Below are 24,690 nucleotides of genomic sequence, written 5' to 3'. Positions count from 1 at the left end.
CGGCCAGTAGGCGTAGGGCTCTTGTTTTGAGTTCTTGGGGGTATTTGGTGGGCATGGGTGAAGTTCCTTTGCTCTTTTTTGTTTGTTTCCAATGTACGGGGTCGGAACTAAACCCAGTACATATCATATCGGAATTTTCTGTAGTCTTCAGTCGAGAGCGCACGGGTGTCACCATACTGGTAGTACACCAGCAAGATATTCTGAATCTTCTCCCACAGATGGGAGTCTATGAAACTCTCCTGAACGACTCCAGAGTAATTCACGTTAGTTATCGTAAGACGTTCCTTGGCGTGGTACTCCGCTTTCGTCCCTTCCCCACGTTTATAGACCCCGGTTACCTTCAGCTCCGTTGGATTCCCGTCAACCAAGAGGTCAGCTTTCTGGAGAGAATCTTTGGGGAGGCCCAGGACAGATTGTTCGATGACATCGCCAGGAATCCCCTTGACCACGCGGTCAGGACGGCTTTCCACATAACGATCAATAAGACGCTTGCTGTCAACTTCCCCCAGCGTCCTGCCCATAGCTGCATCTAGGAGGGACTCCAAAGACTCCCTGGTGAATTCATTGGCCATTCTCTAAACTCATTTCGCTCGACGAAAGCAGAAAGCACCTAAATTATAGATGCTTATCACATAGAATTGATCAGAACACCTATTCTGATCTATACTCTTAAGACCTACAGTTCCAAGCGGAAGGTTCAACCGTGGCAGACCAGCCGATTCGTATCATCGAGCTCTTTGCAGGTGTCGGCGGCTTCCGCCTGGGCTTCGAAGGCTACAACAAAGATGGGTTTACCCTGCCCTCAGCTGGCAGCTTTGAGACAGTCTGGGCTAACCAGTGGGAACCCCCAGGAACACCCACCAAGCAGTTTGCTGCCCGTTGCTATGTTGCACGTTTTGGTGAAGAAAACTTCCTCAACGAAGACATCAACAAGGCCCTCACTATGGCTGAAAATGGTGAAATCACCATTCCAGAAGCAGACATGCTCGTTGGCGGTTTCCCCTGCCAGGACTACTCTGTCTCCAAGCCCTTATCTCAATCACACGGCATTGAAGGCAAAAAGGGCGTACTCTGGTGGGATATCTACCGTGCGCTAGAGATGAAGAAGCCTCGCTACGTTGTCCTCGAAAATGTAGACCGACTACTGAAATCACCCTCGAAACAGCGTGGTCGTGACTTCGCAATTATTCTTTCATGCTTCTACTCGCTGGGGTATTCCGTTGAGTGGCGCGTTATTAACGCAGCTGACTATGGCCACCCCCAGAAGCGTAAACGTGTATATATCTACGCAGAACTTACCGAAACATCATGGGATTTAGAAACAACCCTGCGCACCGAAGGGGTTTTTGCTGAGGCCTTCCCTATTACCCAGAACCTGACTCGCGAAGATAACTTCAGCATTAGTATTGACCCCTTTGAAGTGACTCAAAACTTTGGTCTAGGTGCAAAAACCTCACGGTTCCAAGATGCCGGCGTAATGCAGCACGGTAAAATCTATACCGCGAAGCCAGAAGCTCTGTACACAGGCAAATGTCTTACTCTCGGCGATATCGTGGTCGACGAAACCGAAGTGCCAGACCAGTTCTTTATTGAACCTAGCAAAATCCAGGCCTGGGAATACCTTAAGGGTGGAAAAAAGGAAGAACGCATTAATAAAGCTAGTGGATTCAAGTACACCTACTCAGAAGGTAGTATGTCCTTCCCCGACCCCCTCGACCGCCCGGCACGCACCATTTTGACCGGCGAGGGCGGAGCAGGTGCCTCACGATTTAAACATGTTGTGAAGACGAAATCAGGTCGCCTACGCCGTCTTATTCCTGATGAACTAGATCAGATTCAGGGTTTCCCCAAGGGCTGGACTGATGCGGGCTTAACTGATGGACATCGTGCTTTCTGCATGGGTAACGCATTAGTCGTGGGTATCCCCAACGCACTTGGCAAGGCTATCAATCGCCGCCACTACGGGCTAGAGCGCGAGAATGCATCTCTCACTAATACGGTAGATAGTTCTTCCGATACCCTTTTCTAGCCAATGCCCTAATTACTACAAGCGCCCCTCACACCACCGTGTGAGGGGCGCTTTGCTCGCTATATTTTGGAGCACTGTTAGATAGAGAAACAGGATGAACAACAGGTTCAGCTTCCCCCCTGACCCGCTTGCTTTCATACCGGCTCAAATGCTTTCATAGGCCCTTCTCTGTAGGCCTATTAGCCCACGTCAGACGCAAAACCTGTGGATAACTGCCCTTCTTCGGCGTAATCTGCTGTCAAAAACCGGGCAAGCGGGCCGAAACTCTTGCCATGGCACAAACCCAGCACTATAAACACACATAAGACCTAGTCACAAAGATGTCACCAGGAGACCCTTATGAAACACACTTCCACCCGCAAACTTGCCCTAACAGCTATCGCTCTACTAGCTCTTACAGGTTGCAGTGCGCAGGCAACGGGCTCAGTTCCCGAACCAGATTCAAGCAGCACGACTTCCGCAGTAGCATCAAGCACAGCGAACGCCGCTGAGGAAACCGCCAAGGCAGAAGAGACCAATTATTCAGGTGGTTCAAAAGCACCTGAAGGTGAATACCGCGCTGCTGACGAGCACGGCCCCGCCCAAAACGTGCCCAAACCGGTTGCCCCAGAAGGCATGAACGTTGAAAGCACCGAGGCCATGCTTCTATTCATCAACTACTGGAATGACATGCGAAACTACGCATTACAGACTGGGGATGTTGAACAAGTAAGTTCAATGGTTGACAAGTCTTTCACACAAGAACAAAATTTTTATTCAGCACTCGATCAGATGTATGAACACGAAGGCTGGGTAATCGGGGGTGGCAGAACCATCCACCATAACGAAAATCTGCTTGTATCTCATGGAAACGGTCAATACTCACTAGCCGCAAATTTCGAAGTCAAAGATTCAATATTTTGGTTGGGCGGAGAGGCTACCTATAACGATAATTCCGAGGCAATTAACGATGGCGTAGAAATCAAGCTTCAATACGCCAACGGCAAGTGGACCATCATTAGCGCCGATGTGGTGAATTAAATGAAGCGAACCACGAAAATTCTTGCATTAGCTTTACTCACTACAAATCTTGCGTTACCACCGGCATATGCCGAAACCTCAGGAAAATCAGACGGAGATAAGTTTCTAGTAGATACCATCCGAGAACACCTCATTGAGGGTGAAGTTGGAAGTAATGATAGCCACCAGACAAAGCACCAAGAAATTCCGCAGTCTGAAGTAGCTGCGGCCGTCCAGCTTATCTACTTCGATAAGCCCCGAGGCCCCAACCGCGCAGCCCTCCAAGTAGGAGGCGCGCCCTCCCCGGGAACCTACTGCCTAGCAAGCAACGGGGGCGTGGGCGTCCTCTCCCTCGTCCCAGCCGACTGGGCCGACGGTGCAGACACCCCCTACAACACTCCCCAAGGCCCCATCGGCTGCGTCCCCCTCACCCCAGCAGAACTCGAAGCTGCAGGCCTAGAACTCGCCGAAGAAAACGGGCAAACCGTACTACGCACCGTCCGCGTCACGCTCACCACCCACGACTTCGACACCTTCCCCATCGCAGCCGCCACACCCCACCAAGAACGCGCGCCCCACACCCTCAAAAACTACAACACCAACTTCTGGGCCGACCCCAACCCCCAAGAATTCACGCGCACCATCAACGGCCAAAACGTCGTACTTCGTGCAACCCCCATCTCCTACACCTTCGACTACGGGGACGGCGCCACTCTCGGGCCAATTACCTATCCCGGCTACCAGCTCGGCGCGGACGTCTGGGACCAGCCCACCGACACCTCCCACCGCTACACAGACCCCGGCGACTACTACTTCGCCCTGACCACCACCTACCGCGGCGAATACTCCGTCGACGGCGGGCCCTGGCAGGTCATCGACGGTACAGTTAGCCGTACCAGCGACCCGCAGCTGGTGCGAGTCTGGCGCACACAGGTTGGCCTGGTTGCCGAGGACTGCGCTACAGGTGCGGACGCCTGGGGCTGCACCAGCGGCTAACTCAGCCCCTCACCCAAGAAACTTCACAAGAAAAGTATTTTCTTAGGTTTCGCACAGGTTCCCCGAATTGAGTTCAAAGGTTAGGGTGCCATAGTTAAAGACATGAGGACGAGGAGAGAAAACCTCGCAACCTCAAGAGACTGAGAATCTCACCGTGACGATGAGTCACCTCTTTCAGAGAAATGTGTGTAACCTCTGAAGCTCCTCCCCTAGGGGATAGGTGCGAAAGAAATGTGTGTGTATGAGAAAAGGTCGCAACCAAAAGGTTGCGACCTTTTCTCTATCCTCCCAAATAGTAAGCAATGATATAATTGGGTGGAGTAGGCAGACAACAAGGAGGTTACCGCCATACCCAACGAAAAATAACAGGCAGCCCTAGCCTGACTAGAGCCCACAGTTCTACAATGGTAGAAATCTCAAGGAGGAGATTCCCATGACCGAACAGACCACCCAGTCCCGCCCGGCCGTGCAGCAGGCGTCCGCGTCCTACACCCACGAGGAGCGCATCGGCAGCAGCTGGCCACAAGCCCTCACCATCACCGCCCTCACGACGGCTCTCGCAGCCAGCCTCATCTTCCAGGCCCACCTGCTCACCATGGTTCTCGTCTTCTGCTGCGTAGCTTTCGGTATCTACGCCAACCGCCCCGTATCCTCAGCGAAACGAACCCTCCCCGCAAGCTACGCTTACGCCTCCCAGACGGTCTTTGTCGTGGCCGTCTTCGCCCTGCTCTTCCCCGGCCTGGACGACCCCGCCAGCGCCACCTGGCGCCTCCCCCTCCTGGCAGTCACCACCTTCATCTTCCACCGCTTTGTCACCCCCGGCTACCATCCCCTCAGCCAGGAGCAGGAATGACAAACACCCCGGCACACGAACCAAGCCAAGACCCCATCATGATCGGGGCTTCTCCCGCAGCCGCTCTGGTCATTGGCCTAGGCTATGGGTCTATAGCCTGGGGCATATACGCCGACAGCAACTGGCTGGGCTTAGTCTCTATCTTCCTCGGCGGAGTCGGCCTTGAAATGGCTCGTTTTCCCTGGCAGGGCAAGCACGCCTGGCATGCGGCTGGGATTCTCCTTCTCGGCCTGGCAGGCACCATGCTAGGAACCTTCCTCTTCTACACCCTGCTACCGGAATCACTTGCGCTCACAGTGTGGGGCACAGCGTCCCTCAACGCCGCGCTAGCGTACATGCTCTACCTCTTGGCGCGCAGGCTCCTGCCGGTGCGCCCACCATATACGGGCAAGCACAGCAAGTAGCCCGGAAATATACAAAGGACGCCCGCCCCACTCCCCTGCCGCAGGGCAGGAAGGTGAGGCGGGCGTCCGCACCCTTAAGCTACCTCTAAAACCTAGGCGGCAGGCAGCTCAGGGAAGGCCTCAGCAACGCCGGCAAAAGTAATCTTGCCAGCATCGGTGTTCAGGCCCAGAGCCAGGTCGGGGTTGTTCGCCAGGGCCTCATCCACGCCAGCAGCCAGCTTCAGCACGTACGGCAAAGTAGCGTCGGTCAGGGCGATAGTCGAAGTGCGGGGCACGGCGCCGGGCATGTTAGCAACGCAGTAGTGACGGATGCCGTCCACCTCAAAAATCGGGTCAGCATAGGTGGTGGGGCGGGAGGTCTCGAAGCAGCCGCCCTGATCAATCGCGACATCAATCAGCAGGGTGCCGGGCTTCATGGTCTTCAGGTGCTCACGGCGCACAACCTTAGGAGCCTTAGCGCCAGGCACCAGAATCGAACCGATAATCACATCGGCCTCAGCGATTTCACGCTCAATATTCGCGGGAGTGGAGTTCAGCACGCGCGCGGTGGAGCCAAACAGGTCAGACAGTTCACGCACGCGGGGGCCGTACCCCTCAAGAATAGTAACCTCAGCGCCAGCGCCCACCGCCAGCTTAGCGGCGTGGGTACCCACATTACCGCCACCCAGAACCACCACACGGCCGGGGGCAACACCGGGCACGCCACCCAGCAGTATGCCCTGGCCACCCTCGGTAGCCATGGTGTACTGGGTTGCAGCCTGAGCAGCCAGACGGCCCGCAACCTCACTCATGGGGAGCAGCAGGGGCAGGGCGCGGCCGTTACGCACAGTCTCGTACGCAATACCGCGGGTCTTCGCAGCCAGTAGAGCCTCGGTCAGGGGCTTATCGGCAGCCAGATGCAGGTAGGTGAAAAGGGTCAGATCCTCGCGCAGGTACTTGTACTCGGATTCAATTGGCTCTTTGACCTTGACGAGCAGTTCTGCCTTAGTCCAGGCCTCTTCCTGGCTGACCAGGGTAGCCCCGGCCTTCTCGTATTCCTCGTTGGAAAAGCCTGCGCCGAGCCCGGCGTCCTTCTCAATCAGTACTTCGTGGCCAGCCTGAACAAGAGCCAGCACGCCGTCGGGGGTGAGGCCAACGCGCTGTTCCTGGGGCTTGATTTCGCGGGGTACGCCAATGCGCATGAGGGGGTCTCCCATTCATTTTCGTCGTTGAAAAATGTTGCGTTAATCAGCCTACGCCCTTTTGTTGAACGAAGACAAACCGCCCCAAATTTCCTTTATATTTCCAAGAAAATCCGGGGCGGTCAGGGGCTAGGCCAGCTCGGCGGCGGCAGCTGGGGCTGAGATTTGAAGGTATCTATAGAGACGGGAAAAGCATTCCTTCTTCGTACGTTGCATCGCTACCGATAAGCTGCCATAGCTCAGTTGAGTACGTCTGGTTTCCCTGAATATGGTCCACCCAATCAGACAACAGACGCAGAATGTGAACGGGAGCTTCCACCGGTAACCCTGAATACTCTAAACCTGTTGCGCCCCTCCACGGTGACTTTGCAACAGGACGAGTAAGACGCCTACCCCACAACCGGTTATGGTGAGCAGCTAGGTTCCGAAAGAAATTCACGTTACCAATAGCTCGACGTAGTTCCTCAGCTCGTGTAAACCCTAGGTCCTCCATCAGACGCTGTATCTGGTTAGTATCTTTCCAGGTGCTCACCATTTTTGAGAGATCCCCGAGAGACATTGCCTCTACCATTGCCCACAAAGGAACCTGCTGCCCCTGATTCACAAAGTGCTGAAGATACAGTTCCTCGCGACTCAAGGTGTCTTCAATACTTCTCATCAAAGATTCACGGCTACGAGTAAGACCCGCGTGTTTAGCCTGCCAATCAGCCAGAGGCATTCCACGAGGCGGCAGATTACTTGGGCGAGACGGCTCGTAGGCGCTTCTCAAAAGATAACGGGTAGGTCCGTTTTCTGGTCCTTCAGCCAGGCGAAAAGCTACCCGTGTTCTAATAATTGGTTCAATTACCTGCACACCACGAAAAACCAGTAGCCGCACCTGATTATCAAGCGAGTAGACCGTTAGAAGCTGTTCGAGAGTTGTTCCCGGCTTGAACTTATCAGCCTGACCAGGTTCCATAAACTGCTTAAAGTAACCACTGAAACGGTAATAGTTCTGGTGTGCAAGGAAGCTAGCCAAAAGAACCCGCTGCGAATCGTCTAAAGGCAACCCACGCATCTCTAGTTTGGCTACCTGTTGGTCTATATCAAGCCATGGTTTGGTACGTTGCGGAGGGTGTTTTGACGCCAGGTCTGAAGGCAGAATCATGTCTAAATTTTATAGAAAAATCCCCGTAGCGTACACGACTAACGGATCAGCCAGTCACAAAGGACCGTACGCAACGGGGATGAATGTTGCTCTATAGTCTACCCGATTTTTGTTCGAGTGTTGAGCCTGCTCAAGGTAATCTGCTCAACATCTAGAGCTACCGGAGAACCTAGATACAACCTAGGCCAGCTCGGCGGCGGCAGCCGGGTCGGAGTCGTTCAGGAACTTCTCGATACGCTCAGCCTCGTCCGCCTCACCAATGGCGGCGGCGGTCTGGCCCAGAATCAGCAGGGCCTTCAAGAAGCCCCGGTTCGGCTCGTGGCTGACCGGAATCGGGCCGTGCCCGCGCCAGCCATTGCCGCGCAGGGCATCCAGGCCGCGGTGGTAACCCACGCGAGCGTAGGCGTAAGCCTCAAGGGTCTTGCCAGCCTTCAGGGTATCTTCGGCCAGCAGGGCCCAGGCTAGCGACGACTTGGGGAAGGCCTGCGCAAGATCAGCGGGAGCCTCACCGGCGCGGACGCGGGCGGTCAGCTCGGGCTCTTCGGGCAGGAAGGTGGGGGCGGGGCCGTCCAGCAGGTTCTTACCGGCAAGTGACATGGTTACTCCATTCAACTCAAATTCTTGTAACTACAAAAAGTCTACGCGTGCTCGGGGAAAAGCAGGGCCTTACCGGCCTCGCTCAACCGCACACGCAGGGGACGGGACGAGGTGCGCTCAATGAGTTTTTGCTGCTCTAGTTCCTCTAGGTAGGCCCTAACTGTGTTGCGCGACTTTTCTAACATCTGGGTCAGCTCATCCCAGGAAAGCCCGCGGCCACCGCTCAAAAGGTAGGTCTGCCCTACGATGAGAAGCACTTCACATGCACCAGACGCCAGTTCAAAACTACCGTCTTTGAGACCATCAACCCGTTCCCGCAGTGACTCTATCAGCTCTCTCTTCTGCCCAAAATCATGCAGAAGCTCACGTTGGGCAGCATAAATAAAACCTAGAATGACATAGGCAAAAGAGGTAACCTCACCGTAGTTAAGGGGCTCTTCAACATCGCTAAAGGCCCTGTGGTACTCCTCTTTTTTCTGGTTCACAACGCGTGAGAGCGTAAGCACCGTGTAGGTCGAGAGCACCTCTTGCAGCTGGGCGCTCAACAGAAAACGCCCAAACCGCCCATTACCGTCATAGAAGGGGTGGGCCGCCTCAAACATAAAGTGAGAAACAGCCCGCGACAGAAGAAAAGGAACATCAGCACTCTCAAGATGGTCCAACATAGCCTGCAGCTGCTGTTCGAGGGCCTCTTCGCCTCGGGCACCGGCATGAATGATTGCACCTGCGCCATCATGCACATAGACAGGACCAGCCCTAAAAAGCCTGCCATCAGGCCGATCCTCATCAGCAATCTCTGCGCCGAAGAGACGGTCGTAGGTTGCTCGTATCTCTTCTAAAGAGCGCGGCACATTCACTTTGCCCTGTGAGAGCTCCACGTAGAGACGGGCTATCTCTCTAAACTTTTTATTGTCAGAAGGTTCAGCGTCGAGGGCCTCTTGTATCTCCTGCCGAGTGGACCGCACCCCCTCAATCTCGTTCGTCGCTGAGATTTCCTGAGTAATGAGTTCATAAAGATAACTCGCCCGGGCAGTCGCAGGAAGGCTAGCTGCTAGTTCTTCAAGCGTTCCCTCATTCAGCAGAATCTGTTCCTGCAGAAGAAGAAGCTGAGGGGTCACAGCATAGAACAGGCGGTGCTCGCCCACCATAAAGCCAGTTTCGTAGCCCATCTCGCGGCGGTCTTGCGCGTACCTTTCAGCGGTCTGCCGGTCGAACTGGTGAAAAATGGATTTGAGGCTCCGGTATTTTTTCATGCTCCCTTATCTCCCAAAATCTCATCTTTTTGGTAGTTACAGGTAATCCTATGCCACCCTATCTCCCAAAAACACCCCATTTTGGGAGATAGCACCATAACCAAGCGCCCCTAACTCCCAAAAACACCCTTTTTTGTATTTAAGCCTAGTCCCGCCCACCAGCTACTCCCAGGCCTGCCGACGGCAGGCGTCCGCGCACCCCGCTGTGACGAAAACCCAGCCGCACCACACCGAGGTGTCCCGTATAGTGTGAGAGGTCAACTTCACCGACGAAGTGGAAAACACACACGATCACATAGATACAGAGAGACTCCTATGACGCTTGAACTCACCATGGTTCAGTCCGCCGGCTGGGCAGTGATGCTGCTGCTGCTCGGTATGTGGATTAAGAACCGCTTCTACTTCTTCCAGCGCTTCGCTATCCCCTCGCCCGTCATCGGCGGCTTCCTCTTCTCCCTGGTCAACCTGGTACTCAACCAGACCGGGGTACTGACCATCAAGTTCGACACCACCCTACAGAGCTTCTTCATGGTCATCTTCTTCACCTCGGTGGGCTATGGAGCCTCGCTCAAGGTGCTCAAGTCAGCCGGTTCTAAGGTCGGTCTCTTCCTGCTGGTAGCAACAGGTCTCTGTATCGCCCAGAACATCGTGGCCGTCCTGCTGGCGCCCGTCGTCAATGTTGACCCTGCCCTGGCCCTGATGACCGGCTCCACCCCCATGACCGGTGGCCACGGCGTCTCCGGCGGTATCGCCCCGCTCGTTGAGGCTTCCGGCGTCACCGGTGCAGAAACCGTCGCCTACACCGCCGCAACCTTCGGCCTCATCGCCGGCTCACTCATGGGTGGCCCCGTCGCCAACCGCCTGATCATCAAGCACAACCTGCTCGAGAAGGAACCCTCCCACCAGGTCAACATCAACACCGCCCTGCTGACCGTGCGCCCGCGCAAGCTCAACACCGACAGCATCCTACACGGCTTCATCATGATCCTGGTCGCCATGTTCATCGGTAGCTACCTCACCGAGGCCCTCAACTACCTGGTTGGCCAGCTCACCGACCGCGCCGCCTTCCCCAGCTACATGGGCCCCATGATCATCGCCATCGCCCTGCGCTACATCAGCGACCGCCGCAACTCCAAGGAATACCACGAGCTCGTCCCCGAGCAGGAGGTTGAGGTACTGGGCAACATCGGCCTCAACGTCTTCCTGGCTATGGCCCTCATGAACATTCAGCTCTGGCAGCTGGCCGAGCTGGCTATCCCGCTCATCGTGCTCCTGCTAGCCCAGGTCGTCCTCATGTGGGTATGGGCTAACTTCGTTACCTTCCGTGCCATGGGCGCAGACTACGACGCAGCTATCCTCACCGCCGGCCACTGCGGCTTCGGCATGGGCGCAACCCCCAACGGCATCGCCAACATGGCATCCCTGGTCACCAAGTACAAGGCCTCCAAGCTGGCCTTCTTTATCCTGCCCATCGTGGGCGGCATGTTCATCGACTTCACCAACCTGGTGAACATCATGACCTTCCTGTCCATCGTCTAGCCGGGGCGGACGTCCGCCCCCTCCGCGCGACTGTGCCGCGAAATGCCATAGGTGCCGACCTATCCCCCACCTATGGCACTTCGCGGCACATTCACCACCACAACACAAAGGCGCCGGACGCACCCGCACAAGCGGGAGCGTCCGGCGCCTTTGTTCTAGGCTAACGGACCTAGCTACAGGGCTTACTTGCCGGAAGTACCAGCGGAGCCGAGCTGCTGAGCAGCCTCAACAACGCGAGCAGCCATACCAGCTTCAGCAGCTGCACCCCATACGCGGGGGTCGTAGGTCTTCTTGTTGCCGACCTCGCCGTCAACCTTGAGCACACCGTCGTAGTTGCGGAACATGTGGTCCACAACGGGGCGGGTGTAGGCGTACTGGGTGTCGGTGTCGATGTTCATCTTGATAACACCGTAGGAAACTGCGTCTGCGATTTCCTGCTCGGTGGAGCCTGAGCCGCCGTGGAAGACCAGGAAGAAGGGCTTTTCGCCCTTGCCGTACTTGGCACCAACCTCGGTCTGGATTTCCTTGAGCAGTTCGGGGCGCAGGTGAACGTTACCGGGCTTGTAAACGCCGTGGACGTTACCGAAGGTCAGGGCTGCCATGTAGGTGCCCTTTTCGCCCAGGCCGATGGCCTCAACGGTCTTGATGGCATCCTCAACAGTGGTGTAGAGGGAGTCGTCGATAGCGCCTTCAACGCCGTCTTCTTCGCCGCCAACAGCGCCGATTTCGACCTCGAGAACCTGGTGGTTCTTGGAGGTACGCTCGATCAGTTCCTGAGCGATCTTGAGGTTCTCTTCGAGGGAGATAGCGGAGCCGTCCCACATGTGGGAGTTGAAGATGGGGTCTTCGCCGCGGGCTACAGCCTTCTCTGATTCTGCGAGCAGGGGCAGCACGAAGTCATCAAGCTTGTCCTGGGGGCAGTGGTCGGTGTGCAGGGCGATATTGACGTCGTACTGCTTAGCAACTTCGCGTGCGTAGGCAGCGAAGGCGAGGGAGCCGACAACCATGTTCTTCTTGTTGGGGCCTGACCAGTAGGCGGCGCCACCGGTGGAGGCCTGGATGATGCCGTCTGAGCCTGCTTCTGCGAAGCCGCGGATAGCAGCGTTCAGGGTCTGTGAAGAGGTGACGTTTACTGCGGGGTACGCAAAGCCCTTGGCGCGGGCGTTTTCGAGCATTTCTGCGTAGACTTCAGGGGTTGCAATAGGCATGCTGACTCCTTGGTTGTCGGTGGGGCCACCCGGTTGGTGGCCTGGTGTGAGTTGGTGCTGCACCCGGTGCCTTGTGAGGACGCGCGGGGCGAGCGCCTGCCTGCTTTTCAGTTTACCAAGGGCACGGCGGGAAAGGGTAGGTTTCCCACACTAATTTCGGACATAAACCCACAGAAAACCATGTATTTCTGGGGGTCTTAAGCACCCTAACACCGGCTTTTGGTGGTTACCGGTGTTAGGGTGTTGGGTTTTTATGGGTTTAGTGAGGAGTATTCAAAAGGTGAGTGAGGCAGGGTCGCAGCGCAGCTGCTGGCTCGGCGGCTGGCGTGAATCGCCCATGTGAGCGAAGCGAACCAGGCGAGAGGGTCGCAGCCAGCGCGAGCCTGCCAAACCTTTTGAATACGGCCTACAGCGCGAAGATCCACATGGCCAGGGTCATGGTCACTGCGGTGATTGCCACGATGGAGAAGAGGTTGAGCCAGAGGCCGCCCTTGACCATCTGCCCGATGGTGACGTAGCCCGAGCCGTAGGCGATGGCGTTGGGCGGGGTCGCTACGGGGAGCATGAAGGCGCAGGTGGCGGCGAGGGCGACGGGGATGGCGAGCAGCATGGGGTCGTAGCCCATGCCCATGGCGATGCCGCCGGCGACGGGTAGGAAGGTGGCTGCGGTGGCGGTGTTACTGGTGAGTTCGGTGAGGAAGATGACGCCGGTGGTCACCAGCAGCACGATGACGAGGATGGGCAGGGCGCCGAGGGCGCCGACGGAGTCGCCGATCCACTGGGTGAGGCCGGAGCTAGTGAACTGACCAGAGAGCGCTAGACCGCCACCGAAGAGCAGCAGCACGCCCCAAGGCAGCTTGGTTGCGGTTTCCCAGTCAATGAGGCGCACACCCTTGTTGGCGGTGCCACCGGCGGGCAGGGCAAAGAGCAGCAGACCAACAGCTACGGCAATACCGGCGTCGGTAATGGGTGGGGATTCGGACCAGATGATGGGGACGAAAATCCAGGCCAGAGCTGCTGCGATAAAGATAATCAGTACGCGTAGTTCGCCCGAGCTCATGGCACCGAGCTTGGCGTATTCATTGGCGATAAGCTTCTTACCGCCGGGGATCTCCTTGATTTCTGGCTTGAAGAGTACCTTGGTCAGCAGGAACCAGCAGACGAAAAGAACCACTACAGACAGGGGCACGCCCACCAGCATCCACTGGCCAAAGCCGATGTGAACGTCGTGGGTATCTGCCATGTACCCGGCCAGCAGGGTGTTGGGCGGGGTACCGATCAGGGTGCCCAGGGAACCGATGGAGGCGGCGTAAGCGATACCCAGCATGAGGGCGGTGCCAAAGTCGGACTTAATCACAGCGTCCTTGACGGCCTGATCGTCGGGGGAAGCGCCGTCCTCAATTTTAATGTCGGTGGTACCGCTGGCCTGGGCGATGAGCATGAGCACGGAGACGCCGATGGGAATCATCATGACGGCGGTAGCGGTGTTCGACACCCACATAGAGAGAAAGCCGGTGGCTACCATGAAGCCCGCGACCATCATGGAAGGCTTGGTGCCCATGACCTTGAGGGTCAGCAGGGCAATGCGGCGGTGCAGGTTCCAGCGCTGCATGGCCAGGGCGAGCAGGAAGCCGCCCATGAAGAGGAAGATGATGTTGTTGCCGTAGCTAGCGCCGATGTCGTTGATTTTCACGTCGCTGTTGAAGACCGGGAAAATCACCAGCGGCAGCAGGGCGGTGGCAGGAATGGGTAGAGCCTCGGTCATCCACCAGGCCCCCATGAGGACGGCGGTGGCTGCGGTCAGGCGCGCAGCATCGGGTACCTCACCGGGCATGATGATGTAGATAAGGGCGGCTGCAAGCAGGCCGCCGAAGAGACCTATGAGACGCTTCTTGCGTTCACCGGCTTCGACCTCGGGTGCCTGGGAGCCGCGCGAGCGGTGAATCTGGTCGATGGCCTGGGTGGGAGCTGCACTGTATTTTTGCAGGTGGTCACCCGTGATGTGGGGCTTGTCCATCTCAACCTCACTTCATTGTGTGTGCTGATGCCGTAGGTAACTGCCCTCAGAAAGAAACAGCTTACCTAGGCGGAATGTGCGTACAGGGAATGTTTTTACTGTACCTGATAAGCACTTTTATGAAGCGGGTGGAAGGCAAGTGTTACCCCTGCCCCGTCCGGTCTACCCTTCGCGCAGTTCGCGGCGATGGTCAGCGATAGTGAAGGTCAGACCGAGCGAGAGGGTGAGCACGATAGCCCCGAAGGAGGCAATCAGCCCCACGTTCCAGTGGGCACCCGATTCAACTAGCCCGTAGAGAATCGAGGGAATGATAGCTGTACCGATTGCCGCGCCCATACGCTGACCCAGGGACAGCACGCCGCCGGCCACACCGCTAATAGCGGGCGGAACGGACGCCAGTGTGAGGGTCTGGTTGGGAGAAATCACCAGACCACCACCGGCACCAATCAAGATCAGGGGCACCGCCAGAGCCCAGACCGGCAGCAGTCCCTGCTCAACCGGGGTGACGGTAAGCATGGTGGCAAGGATCGAAGTGAGCGACAGCCCGAACCCCAGCATCACCATGCGGCGGCCCATAGCCAGCACGCGGCGTCCTGCCCAGGGAGCAGCAAAAGCAGACAGCAGGGACGAGGGAATCGTAATGAGGGCGGCGGTCAGCGCACTTTGACCCAGGTGGTTCTGTACGTAAATGGGAATCACCAACCAGACGCTGGTATTGCCCAAGAAGTAGAGGGTCACAATCATAATGCCGTTGCGGAAAGCCGGCTTTGTCACCAAATCAATGTCGAGCATGGGCGGGCGCCCTGCCTTCTTGTAGCGCTTCTCCCAAGCGATGAAGAAGGCCAGCAGGGCTAGGCCGGCCGGCAGGGTGACCCAGACCAACAGATTGCCGCTGCGTTCCACGAAGGGGAAGAGAACCGCGAAAATAGCTAGGGCAAGGGTTGCCATGCCCACGGGGTCAAGGTCGAGGCGGGTTCCGCGCGAGGGCGCGGACGCCCGGTCGTTGGGTACCCAGAGGCGGGCCAGCAGGAGCCCGGCTAGACCGATGGGCACGTTGACCAGGAACATCATGCGCCAGCCGAGGGCATCGCCGAAGATTTGTATGAGGAAGCCACCGAGCACCGGGCCCACAATGACGGCGAGCGCCACCACGGTGCCGAACATGCCGTAGGCGCGGGCGCGGGCTTGGCCGGTGAAGTTGGCCTGGATGATGCCGGTGGTTTGGGGGTTGAAGAAGCCCGCACCAAGGCCCTGGAGCACGCGGGCGGCGATAAGGATTTCGATGGTGGGTGCGACGGCACTGAGCAAGGAGCCCAGGGTGAAGAAGGAAACCCCGATCATGAACATGCGGCGGCGGCCGGTGGCGTCGCCGATACGACCGGCGGCAACCAGGGGCACGCCAAAAGCCAGGGCGTAGCCGGAGACGACCCACTGGGTTTGGCTGGACCCCGCGTTGAGGGAGTGCCCGATAGGGGTGAGGGCGACATTGACGACCGAGATGGCCATAAGGGCCATGAAGAGCGGGGTGAGCAGGGCCGTGAGGAGCTTACGGGGGCTGCTGGTGGCGGGCAACTGGGCGTCAGGTGCTCCCTGGGTGTTACCGGGCTCTGGCCTTGTGTTCATACTGCACCTCTTTGCTCTCGTCTTTGGCGTACATAGCCATTCTAGACCCGGTAGTACATTAATAAAATACTTCAGGGGGAAAGTTTTTGCAGAAATGCAAGCGCTTACGAGAATCGCGGAGTGCCCACGAAACGTGTGGGCACTCCGCGATTTTCATGGACACTCAGCGCCAGCGGACGCCGGTGGGCGCCGCAGCTGGCGAGTTCGGCGGACGCCGGCGGGGCGGGCGTCCGCTCTCAGGTCTAGCTGACGCGCTGGCCGAACTCGTGACGGCGGATCCAGGCATGCATGGCAATGCCGGCAGCGGTTGCTGCGTTCATGGAGCGGGTGGAGCCGTACTGCTCGATAGACAGGGTTGCCTCGGCGGCCGCGTGAATCTCCTCTGACAGGCCGGGCCCCTCCTGACCAAAGACCAGGACGCAGTCCTTGGGTAGGTCATAGGTTTCCAGCTGCTTGGAGTCGGGGAAGATATCAATGCCGATGATGGCAAGCCCCTCACCCTTCGCCCAGGTCACGAAGTCTTCGACGGTAGGGTGGTGGCGCACGTGCTGGTAGCGGTCAGTCACCATAGCCCCGCGTCGGTTCCAGCGCTTCTTGCCGATAATGTGCACTTCTTTCGCCAGAAAGGCGTTAGCGGTGCGCACCACGGTGCCGATGTTGAGGTCGTGCTGCCAGTTTTCGATGGCCACGTGGAAGGAGTGGCGGCGGGTGTCGAGGTCGGCGATGATGGCGTCCATGGTCCAGTAGCGGTAGTGGTCAAGGACGTTGCGGCGGTCGCCCTCGCGCAGCAGCTCGGGGTCCCAGTGGTCGCCTTCTGGCCATTCGCCTTCCCAGGGGCCGACGCCGATTTCCCGCTCCGGGCTCTCGGTTTCGGGCTCGGTTGCTTCTAGGTCTGCCACTTAGTCCAGGCCCAGGTCGGTCTTGGAGTAGGCGTAGAGGCAGGGCACGCCTGCAACCTCTTCAATGTGCTCCTTGGCGCCGGTAGCCCGGTCAACGATGACGGCAACAGCCACCACCTCAGCACCAGCCTTACGCAGGGCTTCAACGGCGGTGAGAGCGGAGCCGCCGGTGGTGGAGGTGTCCTCGACAGCTACCACGCGGCGTCCTTCCACTGAGGGGCCCTCAACCTGACGGCCCATGCCGTAGGACTTCTGAGCCTTACGCACCACGAAGGTGTCGATGGCGCGGCCCTGGTCGCCAGCGGTGCGCATGATAGCGTGACCGACGGGGTCAGCCCCCATGGTCAGACCGCCGGCGGCGTCAAATTCGATTCCGGCTGAGTCGAGCAGGTCGAGCATGACCTGGCCAACCAGGCGGGAGGCCTCGTGGTGCAGGGTGATGCGGCGCAGGTCGACGTAGTAGTCGGCTTCCTTACCGGAGGCCAGGGTGACCTTGCCGCGCACGACAGCCAGTTCGCTGATGAGCTCGCGCAGACGTTCGCGGGCTTCTTCGATGGGGAGGGTGGTGGAGAGGTTAGTCATGCTTTTTAGTCTAGTAGACCGGCAGATATTTACCCCGCGAAAAGTGCAAGTGCCCCGTGAAAAGTGACAGGCACTTGCACTTTTTAGGGGGTAGCTGCCTTGAGCTTGGTGACCATCTCGTCGTATTCGGCGGCCGGGTCGGAGTCAGCGACGATTGCCCCACCCGCTGCCAGGGTGATAAGACCGTCCGAGTGGGCTACCAGCGTCCTGATGACGATGGAGAGGGCGGCTGAGCCGTCCGCCCCCAGGTAGCCCAGGGCACCGGAGTAGACCCCGCGGGCTCGCCCCTCAAGCCGGTCGATAATGGCCATGGTGGCGGCCTTTGGCGCCCCGGTCATGGAGCCGCCGGGGAAGCAGGCGGCGACCGCGTCCAGGGCGGTGATACCCGGACGCAGTTGAGAGACGATGGTCGAGACCAGCTGGTGCACAGTCGAGTAGGACTCCACCCCCATCAGCACCGGCACCCGCACGCTCTCGGGGTGGGAGACCAGAGAAAGATCGTTACGGAGCAGGTCCACGATCATGAGGTTTTCGGCCCGGGTTTTGGGGTCATTCGCAAGCCAGGCAGCGGCCTGGGCATCTTCATGAGCGGACGCGCCCCGCGGCACGGTGCCTTTGATGGGCTTGGCTTCGGCGCGGCCGCCGGCGGTGACGGTCAAGAACTTCTCGGGCGAGGATGAGAGCACCGTGAAGTCATCGCACCGCAAGAAGGCGGCATAGGGGGCGGCGTTAGCCTGCCGCTGGGCCAGATAGAGGCTCAGAAGTTCATCGGCACCCAGTGGGGTAGGCAGCTGCTGGGAGGTCTCAGCCGTCAGGCACACCTCGTAGCTGTTGCCCTCAGCGATCTCAGCCTGGGCTGCGGCAATAGCAGCTAGATAGTCCGTTCGATCGGGCAGGGGGAAGTCGGGTAAAACTACCCGCGAAGCATATTCTTGACCGGCTATAGATTCAGGTGAAGAGCTGGTTTTAAGCAGTTTTTGCGTGGTCTCTTCAACCCAGTCAGCGGGGCCAACCAGCCAGGCTTTCCCGCTATCGTGCTCGTAGATTAGGTAGTGGGTGGCAGGCATCCAGAGGGCGTCGGGGGTGCGGGCCACCCGCTGGGGGTGTTCGCTGTGGAAGGCGGTGACTTCTAGGTCTGCGTGGGCCTCATAGCCCATAAACCCCACATAGCCGCCCAGTAGGACGTCGGCGGGCGGGACGTCCTGACCCTCATCGAGTTCGGGGCGGGGCGCGGATTCCAGGAAGTCGGGGAGCACCTGCCAAATACTGTCGCGATAAACCTGGTACGGGCGTCCGCTCGTATCGAGCATATCAACCTGCCCCGGCTGCGCATAGCGCAGCACTCCCCCGTCCAGGGGCGCCCCCAGGTAGGAGTAGCGGGACATAGGCGACTCGTCGCGGGCTGAATCCAGCCAAAAAGCATACGCAGGACTACCAGCCAGCACGGGGAAGGCGGCGGCGGGTTCTACCGGAAAGTTCAGGACACGACAGGTTAGAGAGGTCACCGACTTATTGTAACGAGACAGGCGAAGGTTTTACCTGCGCGGGTGTGTTGGGGGCGGGGCGGAGGTTTTACCTACGCAAGCCTGGCTCGGAGGTGGCGTTTAACGGGCGGGGCGGAGGTTTTACCTGCGCAAGCCTGGCTCGGGGCTGGCGCTTAAGAGGCGGGGCGGAGGTTTTACCTGCGCAAGCCTGGCTCGGGGCTGGCGTTAAGGGTGGCTTGCACAGGTAAAACCGTAGCTACCGGCCATCGAGTTAGCGAACCTGAGGGGTTTCGCCATTTTCTGAGACCATGGGCTTTTCGGCGTCCTGCCAGGCACCCATACCGCCGATGACGTTGATGGCGTCGAAGCCGTACTGGGTGAGGTAGGCTGCAGCGCGCAGGGAGCGGCCACCGGCGCGGCAGATGACGTAGACGTCCTCGTCGAGGGGAACTTCGCCGTAGCGTTCGGGCACCTCGCCTAGGGGGATGTGCTGGGCGCCTTCGATGTGGCCTTCTACCCACTCGTAGTCTTCACGCACGTCAAGGATTTTGGCGTCTGCGGGAATTTCATCAACGGTTACCTGGCGTAAATCGTCGTTCATAAGGGTCTCCTTCACGATAAAAATATCTAAGTGCTGTCGCCACTAACTCTAATAGCCCGCAGCCTAAACCTAAAGAAAAGTGACTGACGGGTTTAACTAAGCCAGCTGATTAGAGTATCGTTACCTACCGAACAGATACCGTGCACACACGGTTTTCCTATCTATATAAGCGAGTCGATATGTCTACTCTGCCTGCGGCGACACCGCCGAACCCAGCAGACACCTCAAGTAACGACCGGGGGTTCTTTGGACACCCCCGTATGCTAGCTAACCTTTTCTCGGTAGAACTCTGGGAACGTTTCTCTTTCTACGGCATGCAGGTCATCATGCTCTACTACCTCTACTGGGAGGCTGACCGTGGTGGTCTTGGCTTGCTCAGTGAGGCCTCAGCAGCAGGCGTTATGGGTGCCTATGGTGGCATGGTCTACCTTATGGCTGTGGTGGGCGGCTTCCTCGGTGACCGTGTGCTCGGCCCCGAGCGCACCCTCTACTACTCAGCCTGGGCCATCATGGCAGGTCATATCGCTCTGGCGATTCTGCCCGGTGCTGCCGGTGTTATTGCAGGTCTGGTTCTAGTTGCTATTGGCTCTGGCGGCCTTAAGACCAACGCTTCTGTGCTCGTCGGATCGCTCTACAGCAAGACCGACCCCCGCCGAGACGGTGGCTTCACAATCTTCTACATCGGCGTGAATATTGGTGCCCTTCTCGGCCCCATGCTCACCGGCATTCTGCGCGAAAACTACGGCTTCCACGTTGGCTTCGGCCTGGCTGCTCTGGGTATGGCTGCTGGCCTCATCCAGTACTCGCTGACCCGTAAGAACCTACCGGCGTCCGTCCACCAGCTCTCCCAGCCCCTAACCGCCAGCGAGAAGCGTACCTACTCCCTTGCAGCGGTAGCTATTGTTGCTGTTATCCTCGTTCTGGTCTTCACCGGTCTCATCAACCCTGCTAACTTGGCTACCTGGGTTATGTGCACCGTGGCTGTGTGCGCAGCTTTGCTTTTCTATACCCTGCTGACCTCCAAGCTCACTACTTCTGAAGAGCACTCCCGCGTGGTCTCTTTCATTCCTATGTTCATTGGTAACGTAGCTTTCTGGGCCCTCTTCCAGCAGCAGTTCACCGTGCTGGCAGTCTACTCAGAGTCACGTATCAACTGGAATATCTTGGGTCTGCAGCTTACTCCCGAGTTCATGAACTCCATCAACCCGGTGTTCATCATCATCTTCGGTGCTGTTTTCACGGCCATGTGGACTAAGCTCGGTGATCGCCAGCCCACGACCCCGGTCAAATTCGCTATCGCTCTTATTCTCATCGGTATCGCCTTCCTCATCTTCCTAACTCAGGCGGGCAACACCAACGTGAATTTCATGTGGATTGTGCTGATTCTCTTTATCTGCACCATGGGCGAGCTCTCTATCTCACCGGTAGGGTCTTCTCTAGCGACCAAGCTAGCTCCCGAGAAGCACCGTGTAGCTATGGTAGCGCTCTATTTCACCTCCATCTCCCTGGGCACTGTACTGGCCGGCTGGCTGGGTCGGTTCTACTCACTCGAGACCGAGGTTGCCTACTTCACCACGCTGGGTGTTGTGACCATCGGTATCGGTGTGGCTCTCTGGGCACTGAACGGCTGGATTGTGAAGAAGATGGCGGGTATTCGCTAGTTTCTTCTCACTCCTCACAAGGGGACCGCAGAACCAAAAAAGGACCGCATATTTCGCGGTCCTTTTTTGGTTTTCTGGTCCCCTTGCGGGAATAGGGGCAGGCGGACGCCCGTGGGCTAGTCCCCTAGTTCCCCTCCACCTCGTCGACCAGGGCGCGCAGGTCATCGTGGCGCAGGTCGTCCTTGCGGAAGTGCTTGTTGCGGTAGCCGGAGCGGCCCATCATGTGCCCTGAGATGGGGATAGTAAGCATCTGCAGCAGCAAAATCACTAGGAGCACCGGCAGCAGCTCCAGGGAGCGGAAGTGGAAAGCCACCGCCAGCAGCATGAGAATCATACCGAAGACCTGGGGCTTGGTGCCCGAATGCAGGCGGGTGAGCAGGTCAGGGAAACGTACCAGACCGATAGCGGCACCCAGCGACATGAGGGCACCCAGAATCATGCAGATGATGGTTAGGGCATCAAAAACGGTATCGAGATTCATGGTTTACTCCCCCAAATCCTTGCTGGCACGCACGGGGTGGGCACTTTCCTGCCCCTCCTTGTCAGTATCTTCTGCCAGTTCCCCGGGGGCGTACTTGCTCCCCTTCTTCCGGGAGCGGCGGCGGGAGCGTCCTTCGTGCAAACGGGAGACCGGGGTACTCTCGTCCGCCTTGGAGTTATCAGCAAAGCGGGCCACGGTCACCGACCCCACAAAACCAATCATGGCGAGCGCCACCAGCAGAATGAGGAAGAACTGGCTGTCGGTGTAAATCATCAGGACGCAGAGCGCGGCGGTCAGGATGGAGAGCAGCACATCGCTGGCGAGCACACGGTCTAGCAGGGCAGGGCCCTTCCAGACGCGGTAGACGGTGCCCCAGGTGGCTAGGGTCAGAATCAGGCCGGTGGCCCAGATAGCCCAGGTCATGCGTGCTCCTTTCGGCTGGCTGCGCGGTCGGCTTCTTCGTCCTGTTTGAGGGCGTCGTATTCTTCGCGGCTGCCGGCGGCCTTGATAATCAGGTCTTCAAAGTAGGCCACCTGGCGGGTGAACCGCTCGATTTCCTCCGGGGTGGAGGTGTTGAGCACGTGGAAGTAGAGCACCGAGAGGGAACGGTCTACCTCAACCACCACGGAGCCGGGAATCAGCGACATGGTGTGCGAGACGGCGGTCAGTAGCAGGTCGGAGCGGGTGCGTAGCTGTACGGCCACTACCGAGTTGCGCAGGGGCGGACGGAAGGTGGCAGCTAGCCACATGACCTCAATCGATGCTTTGGCGATGTTCCAGAAGAGCTCCACCACAAATCTCGCCGCGTAGAAGATGTTGAAGCGGTTGGAGAGGTAGAGGGTGGGCAGTCGGAAGACCGACATGGTCAGGGCTGCCAGCACCGCGCCGAAGGCGATGAAGGGCAGGGAGAAGTCCTGCCAGAGGGCGCACCAGACAAAGATCAGCCAGAGGAAGGGCGGGATAGCGTGAATCAGGCTCTCGCGTGAGAGGTCGGGCTTTTTCACTGGTTCACCTCCTGGGAGTGGTTATCGACAATCTGCTGTTCCAGGTACTCGGCCCGGCTGGGGGCGTCGGGGCCAAAGACCGAGCTGATGTACATGTCGGGGTCAAAGAGGTTGTCTGAGGCGTTATCTGCCAGCTGGAAGAGGGGGCCTGAGAAGAGGGTAATGAGCACACCCACCGCAACCAGGGAGACGGTGGAGGCCATCATGGACGCCGGAATCGGCTTAGTCTCGTAATGGGCAGGGTCATCGGAGTGCTCGGCCATCACCAGCTCAGGGGTGGGATCTTCGGCTTCCTTGGCGGGGCGCCAGAAGGCCTTGTTCCATACGCGGGCTAGGGCCAGCAGGGTCAGCAGGGAGACCAGGACGCCCACACCCGCGTTGATGTAGGCCAGGGCACCGCCGTTTTCTACGGAGGCCTCGATGAAACCGACCTTACCGATGAAGCCGGAGAAGGGCGGGATACCGCCCAGGTTGATGGCGGGGATGAAATAGAGCAGGGCTAGGACGGGGGCTGTCTTCATCATGCCACCCAGGCGACGCACGTTAGTGGAGCCTGCCCTGCGCTCTACCAGGCCAACCACCATGAAGAGGCCGGTCTGAATCACGATGTGGTGGGCGATGTAGAAGACCACGGTGGTCAGGCCCAGCTCGTTGCCCAGTGAGATGCCCCAGATCATGTAGCCGATGTGGCTAATCAGGATAAAGGAGAGCAGACGCTTGATATCGCCCTGGGCCAGGGCACCCAGGATACCCACCAGCAGAGTCAAACCTGCCACGACCCCCAGAAGCGTATCCAGGCGTCCTTCGGGGAAAAGCAGGGTCTCGGTACGAATAATCGCGTAGACGCCCACCTTGGTCAGCAGGCCCGCGAAGACGGCGGTCACGGGAGCCGGGGCCGTGGGGTAGGAGTCGGGTAGCCAGAGGGAGAGCGGGAAGACCGCGGCCTTAATGCCGAAGGCAATGAGCAGCATGAGGTGCAGCTGCATCTGGGTGCCCTCAGGCAGTGTACCCAGCTTCAGCGATAGGTCAGCCATATTGATGGTGCCCACCGAGGCGTAGACAAAGCCGATAGCGGTGAGGAAGAGCATGGATGAGACAACCGAAACCACCACGTAGGTCACGCCCGCCCGGATACGCGGGGTGTTAGCGTTCATGGTAATCAGCACGTAGGAGGCCATGAGCAGGATCTCAAAGCCCACGTAGAGGTTGAAGAGGTCCCCCGCCAAGAAGGCGTTAGAGACGCCCGCCAGCAGCAGCAGGTAGGTGGGGTAGAAGACCGAGATGGGTACTTCGTCGTCCTCGTCCTGCAGATTCTGACCGGTGGCAAAGACCAGCACCGCCAGCGAGATGGTAGACGAAACCACCAGCATAAGCGCCGAGAGCTGGTCTACCACCATGGTGATGCCGAAGGGGGCCTCCCAGCCTGCCAGGTGCACGGTCTGGGGCGCGACGTCCCAAACCGAGGCCAGGAGCAGGGCCTCAAAAACCAGGGTAATAGCTACCGCAGCGAAGGCGATGACACGCTGCACGCTGTCCTTCTTCGAGATGAAGGTAATGGCGGCGGCCAGGAAGAGAATGATGATGCAGAGGGGGGCGAGCTGGGCAATATCCATGGGCTAGTCCCCCTTCTTTGACACGGTCTGCTGGGCGCTTGTCTGACTGATTTTCTTCTTCTCTTCTGCTTCGTTGAATGCTTTTTCACGGGTCGCTTCGTCAGCGTCGAACTCCGAGGCATCGAACTCGGCGGCGGCGTCCTCTTCCTTATCGAAAGCGTCCTGCTCCGCCACGCGAATATCTTCGGCATCGTCGGTGATTTCGTCGGCCTTAGACAGCAGCCAGGAGCGGTAGATGATGCCCAGGATCAGGGCGGTGACCGCACAGGAAATCACCACAGCGGTCAGAATCAGAGCCTGCGGGAGCGGGTCGGAGTAGTCCTCTGCTGCAATGTCTTTACTGTAGAAGGGCGCCAGACCGGCGGGACCGCCCGCGTGCAGAATCAGGATGTTGGTCGCGTTGGTCATGAGCATGAGGCCCAGGAGCACGCGGGTCATGGAGCGGTCAAGAATGAGGTAGACCCCCACGGCGTAGAGCACGCCCATGACCAAGATTAGACTGAGGTCGATAATCATGGT

The 24,690-nt window shown here is 58.3% G+C and carries 24 protein-coding genes; 7 read left to right on the top strand and 17 right to left on the bottom strand.

All coding sequences use genetic code 11. The features are described from left to right. Nucleotides 1-107: 107 nt before the first annotated feature. Entirely contained in the window at nt 108-572 is a 465-nt protein-coding gene (locus L6762_RS11340) for a MutH/Sau3AI family endonuclease (RefSeq protein ID WP_237187370.1), read from the bottom strand. 131 nt (nt 573-703) lie between these two features. On the opposite strand from L6762_RS11340, the gene dcm reads away from it, so the two are divergent. The 5 genes from dcm (at nt 704) to L6762_RS11315 (ending at nt 5,281) form a co-directional block, all read left to right on the top strand. Beyond that, a complete protein-coding gene (gene dcm, locus L6762_RS11335; RefSeq protein WP_237187369.1) occupies nt 704-2,029 on the top strand; it encodes a DNA (cytosine-5-)-methyltransferase in 1,326 nt (441 codons plus the stop codon). A 339-nt stretch (nt 2,030-2,368) separates the two neighbouring features. Next, a complete protein-coding gene (locus L6762_RS11330; RefSeq protein ID WP_237187368.1) occupies nt 2,369-3,049 on the top strand; it encodes a DUF6318 family protein in 681 nt (226 codons plus the stop codon). Further along, nucleotides 3,050-4,024 carry a hypothetical protein gene (locus tag L6762_RS11325; RefSeq protein WP_237187367.1) on the top strand — a complete coding sequence of 325 codons (975 nt, stop codon included), beginning with the start codon at nt 3,050-3,052 and terminating at the stop codon, nt 4,022-4,024. A gap of 433 nt (nt 4,025-4,457) precedes the next feature. Beyond that, entirely contained in the window at nt 4,458-4,877 is a 420-nt protein-coding gene (locus L6762_RS11320; RefSeq protein ID WP_237187366.1) for a hypothetical protein, read from the top strand. Next, on the top strand, nt 4,874-5,281 hold the full coding sequence (locus tag L6762_RS11315; RefSeq protein WP_237187365.1) for a hypothetical protein: 408 nt from the start codon (nt 4,874-4,876) through the stop codon (nt 5,279-5,281). Before L6762_RS11320 ends, L6762_RS11315 begins: the two co-directional genes overlap by 4 nt. Before the next feature lie 92 nt (nt 5,282-5,373). Here the strand turns inward: L6762_RS11315 and ald are convergent, their stop codons facing one another. The 4 genes from ald to L6762_RS11295 all read right to left on the bottom strand — a co-directional run bounded on the left by ald (nt 5,374) and on the right by L6762_RS11295 (nt 9,459). Beyond that, nucleotides 5,374-6,462, bottom strand: coding sequence for an alanine dehydrogenase (ald, locus tag L6762_RS11310; RefSeq protein WP_237187364.1), 1,089 nt, complete (start codon nt 6,460-6,462; stop codon nt 5,374-5,376). A 175-nt stretch (nt 6,463-6,637) separates the two neighbouring features. Continuing rightward, on the bottom strand, nt 6,638-7,609 hold the full coding sequence (locus L6762_RS11305; RefSeq protein ID WP_237187362.1) for an Abi family protein: 972 nt from the start codon (nt 7,607-7,609) through the stop codon (nt 6,638-6,640). A gap of 180 nt (nt 7,610-7,789) precedes the next feature. Then, entirely contained in the window at nt 7,790-8,206 is a 417-nt protein-coding gene (locus L6762_RS11300) for a DUF3151 domain-containing protein (RefSeq protein WP_237187361.1), read from the bottom strand. A gap of 41 nt (nt 8,207-8,247) precedes the next feature. Further along, nucleotides 8,248-9,459, bottom strand: a complete 1,212-nt coding sequence (locus L6762_RS11295; RefSeq protein WP_237187360.1) for a Fic family protein — start codon at nt 9,457-9,459, stop codon at nt 8,248-8,250. A gap of 315 nt (nt 9,460-9,774) precedes the next feature. Between L6762_RS11295 and gltS the strand changes: the two genes are divergently transcribed. Further along, nucleotides 9,775-10,998 carry a sodium/glutamate symporter gene (gene gltS, locus L6762_RS11290; protein WP_237187359.1) on the top strand — a complete coding sequence of 408 codons (1,224 nt, stop codon included), beginning with the start codon at nt 9,775-9,777 and terminating at the stop codon, nt 10,996-10,998. Between the two features lie 182 nt (nt 10,999-11,180). On the opposite strand, the gene fbaA is transcribed toward gltS, so the two are convergent. From fbaA to L6762_RS11255, 7 genes are all read right to left on the bottom strand, one after another. Beyond that, nucleotides 11,181-12,206, bottom strand: a complete 1,026-nt coding sequence (gene fbaA / locus L6762_RS11285) for a class II fructose-bisphosphate aldolase (protein ID WP_135012224.1) — start codon at nt 12,204-12,206, stop codon at nt 11,181-11,183. Between the two features lie 406 nt (nt 12,207-12,612). Continuing rightward, nucleotides 12,613-14,223 carry an SLC13 family permease gene (locus tag L6762_RS11280; RefSeq protein ID WP_237187358.1) on the bottom strand — a complete coding sequence of 537 codons (1,611 nt, stop codon included), beginning with the start codon at nt 14,221-14,223 and terminating at the stop codon, nt 12,613-12,615. Nucleotides 14,224-14,385: 162 nt separating this feature from the next. After that, nucleotides 14,386-15,846, bottom strand: coding sequence for an MFS transporter (locus tag L6762_RS11275; RefSeq protein WP_237187357.1), 1,461 nt, complete (start codon nt 15,844-15,846; stop codon nt 14,386-14,388). A gap of 242 nt (nt 15,847-16,088) precedes the next feature. Next, nucleotides 16,089-16,745, bottom strand: coding sequence for a TrmH family RNA methyltransferase (locus L6762_RS11270; protein ID WP_237187356.1), 657 nt, complete (start codon nt 16,743-16,745; stop codon nt 16,089-16,091). Beyond that, nucleotides 16,746-17,327 carry an orotate phosphoribosyltransferase gene (gene pyrE / locus L6762_RS11265; protein WP_237187354.1) on the bottom strand — a complete coding sequence of 194 codons (582 nt, stop codon included), beginning with the start codon at nt 17,325-17,327 and terminating at the stop codon, nt 16,746-16,748. Nucleotides 17,328-17,410: 83 nt separating this feature from the next. Next, complete coding sequence (locus L6762_RS11260) at nt 17,411-18,832, bottom strand: anthranilate synthase component I family protein (protein WP_237187353.1); 1,422 nt, start codon at nt 18,830-18,832, stop codon at nt 17,411-17,413. A 250-nt stretch (nt 18,833-19,082) separates the two neighbouring features. Next, complete coding sequence (locus L6762_RS11255) at nt 19,083-19,412, bottom strand: rhodanese-like domain-containing protein (RefSeq protein ID WP_237187352.1); 330 nt, start codon at nt 19,410-19,412, stop codon at nt 19,083-19,085. A 179-nt stretch (nt 19,413-19,591) separates the two neighbouring features. On the opposite strand from L6762_RS11255, the gene L6762_RS11250 reads away from it, so the two are divergent. Further along, complete coding sequence (locus L6762_RS11250; RefSeq protein ID WP_237236522.1) at nt 19,592-21,073, top strand: peptide MFS transporter; 1,482 nt, start codon at nt 19,592-19,594, stop codon at nt 21,071-21,073. Between the two features lie 124 nt (nt 21,074-21,197). On the opposite strand, the gene mnhG is transcribed toward L6762_RS11250, so the two are convergent. Genes mnhG through L6762_RS11225 form a run of 5 tightly spaced genes read right to left on the bottom strand, consistent with a single transcriptional unit; the run spans nt 21,198 to nt 24,687 of the window. Continuing rightward, nucleotides 21,198-21,554, bottom strand: coding sequence for a monovalent cation/H(+) antiporter subunit G (gene mnhG / locus L6762_RS11245; RefSeq protein ID WP_237187350.1), 357 nt, complete (start codon nt 21,552-21,554; stop codon nt 21,198-21,200). Between the two features lie 3 nt (nt 21,555-21,557). Next, nucleotides 21,558-21,977, bottom strand: coding sequence for a monovalent cation/H+ antiporter complex subunit F (locus tag L6762_RS12000; protein ID WP_336603598.1), 420 nt, complete (start codon nt 21,975-21,977; stop codon nt 21,558-21,560). Continuing rightward, the gene (locus L6762_RS11235) at nt 21,974-22,558 is read right to left on the bottom strand and encodes a Na+/H+ antiporter subunit E (RefSeq protein ID WP_237187349.1); all 585 of its coding nucleotides are present in this window, start codon (nt 22,556-22,558) and stop codon (nt 21,974-21,976) included. The genes L6762_RS12000 and L6762_RS11235 overlap by 4 nt, the downstream gene beginning before the upstream one ends. Continuing rightward, a complete protein-coding gene (locus L6762_RS11230; RefSeq protein ID WP_237187348.1) occupies nt 22,555-24,171 on the bottom strand; it encodes a Na+/H+ antiporter subunit D in 1,617 nt (538 codons plus the stop codon). Before L6762_RS11230 ends, L6762_RS11235 begins: the two co-directional genes overlap by 4 nt. A 3-nt stretch (nt 24,172-24,174) precedes the next feature. Next, entirely contained in the window at nt 24,175-24,687 is a 513-nt protein-coding gene (locus tag L6762_RS11225; protein ID WP_237187347.1) for a Na(+)/H(+) antiporter subunit C, read from the bottom strand. Nucleotides 24,688-24,690: the final 3 nt, after the last annotated feature.

This window comes from Rothia nasimurium (assembly GCF_928381705.1).
In the GTDB taxonomy this organism is placed as follows: domain Bacteria; phylum Actinomycetota; class Actinomycetes; order Actinomycetales; family Micrococcaceae; genus Rothia; species Rothia nasimurium_G.
This window is presented reverse-complemented; position numbering and strand designations above follow the sequence as displayed.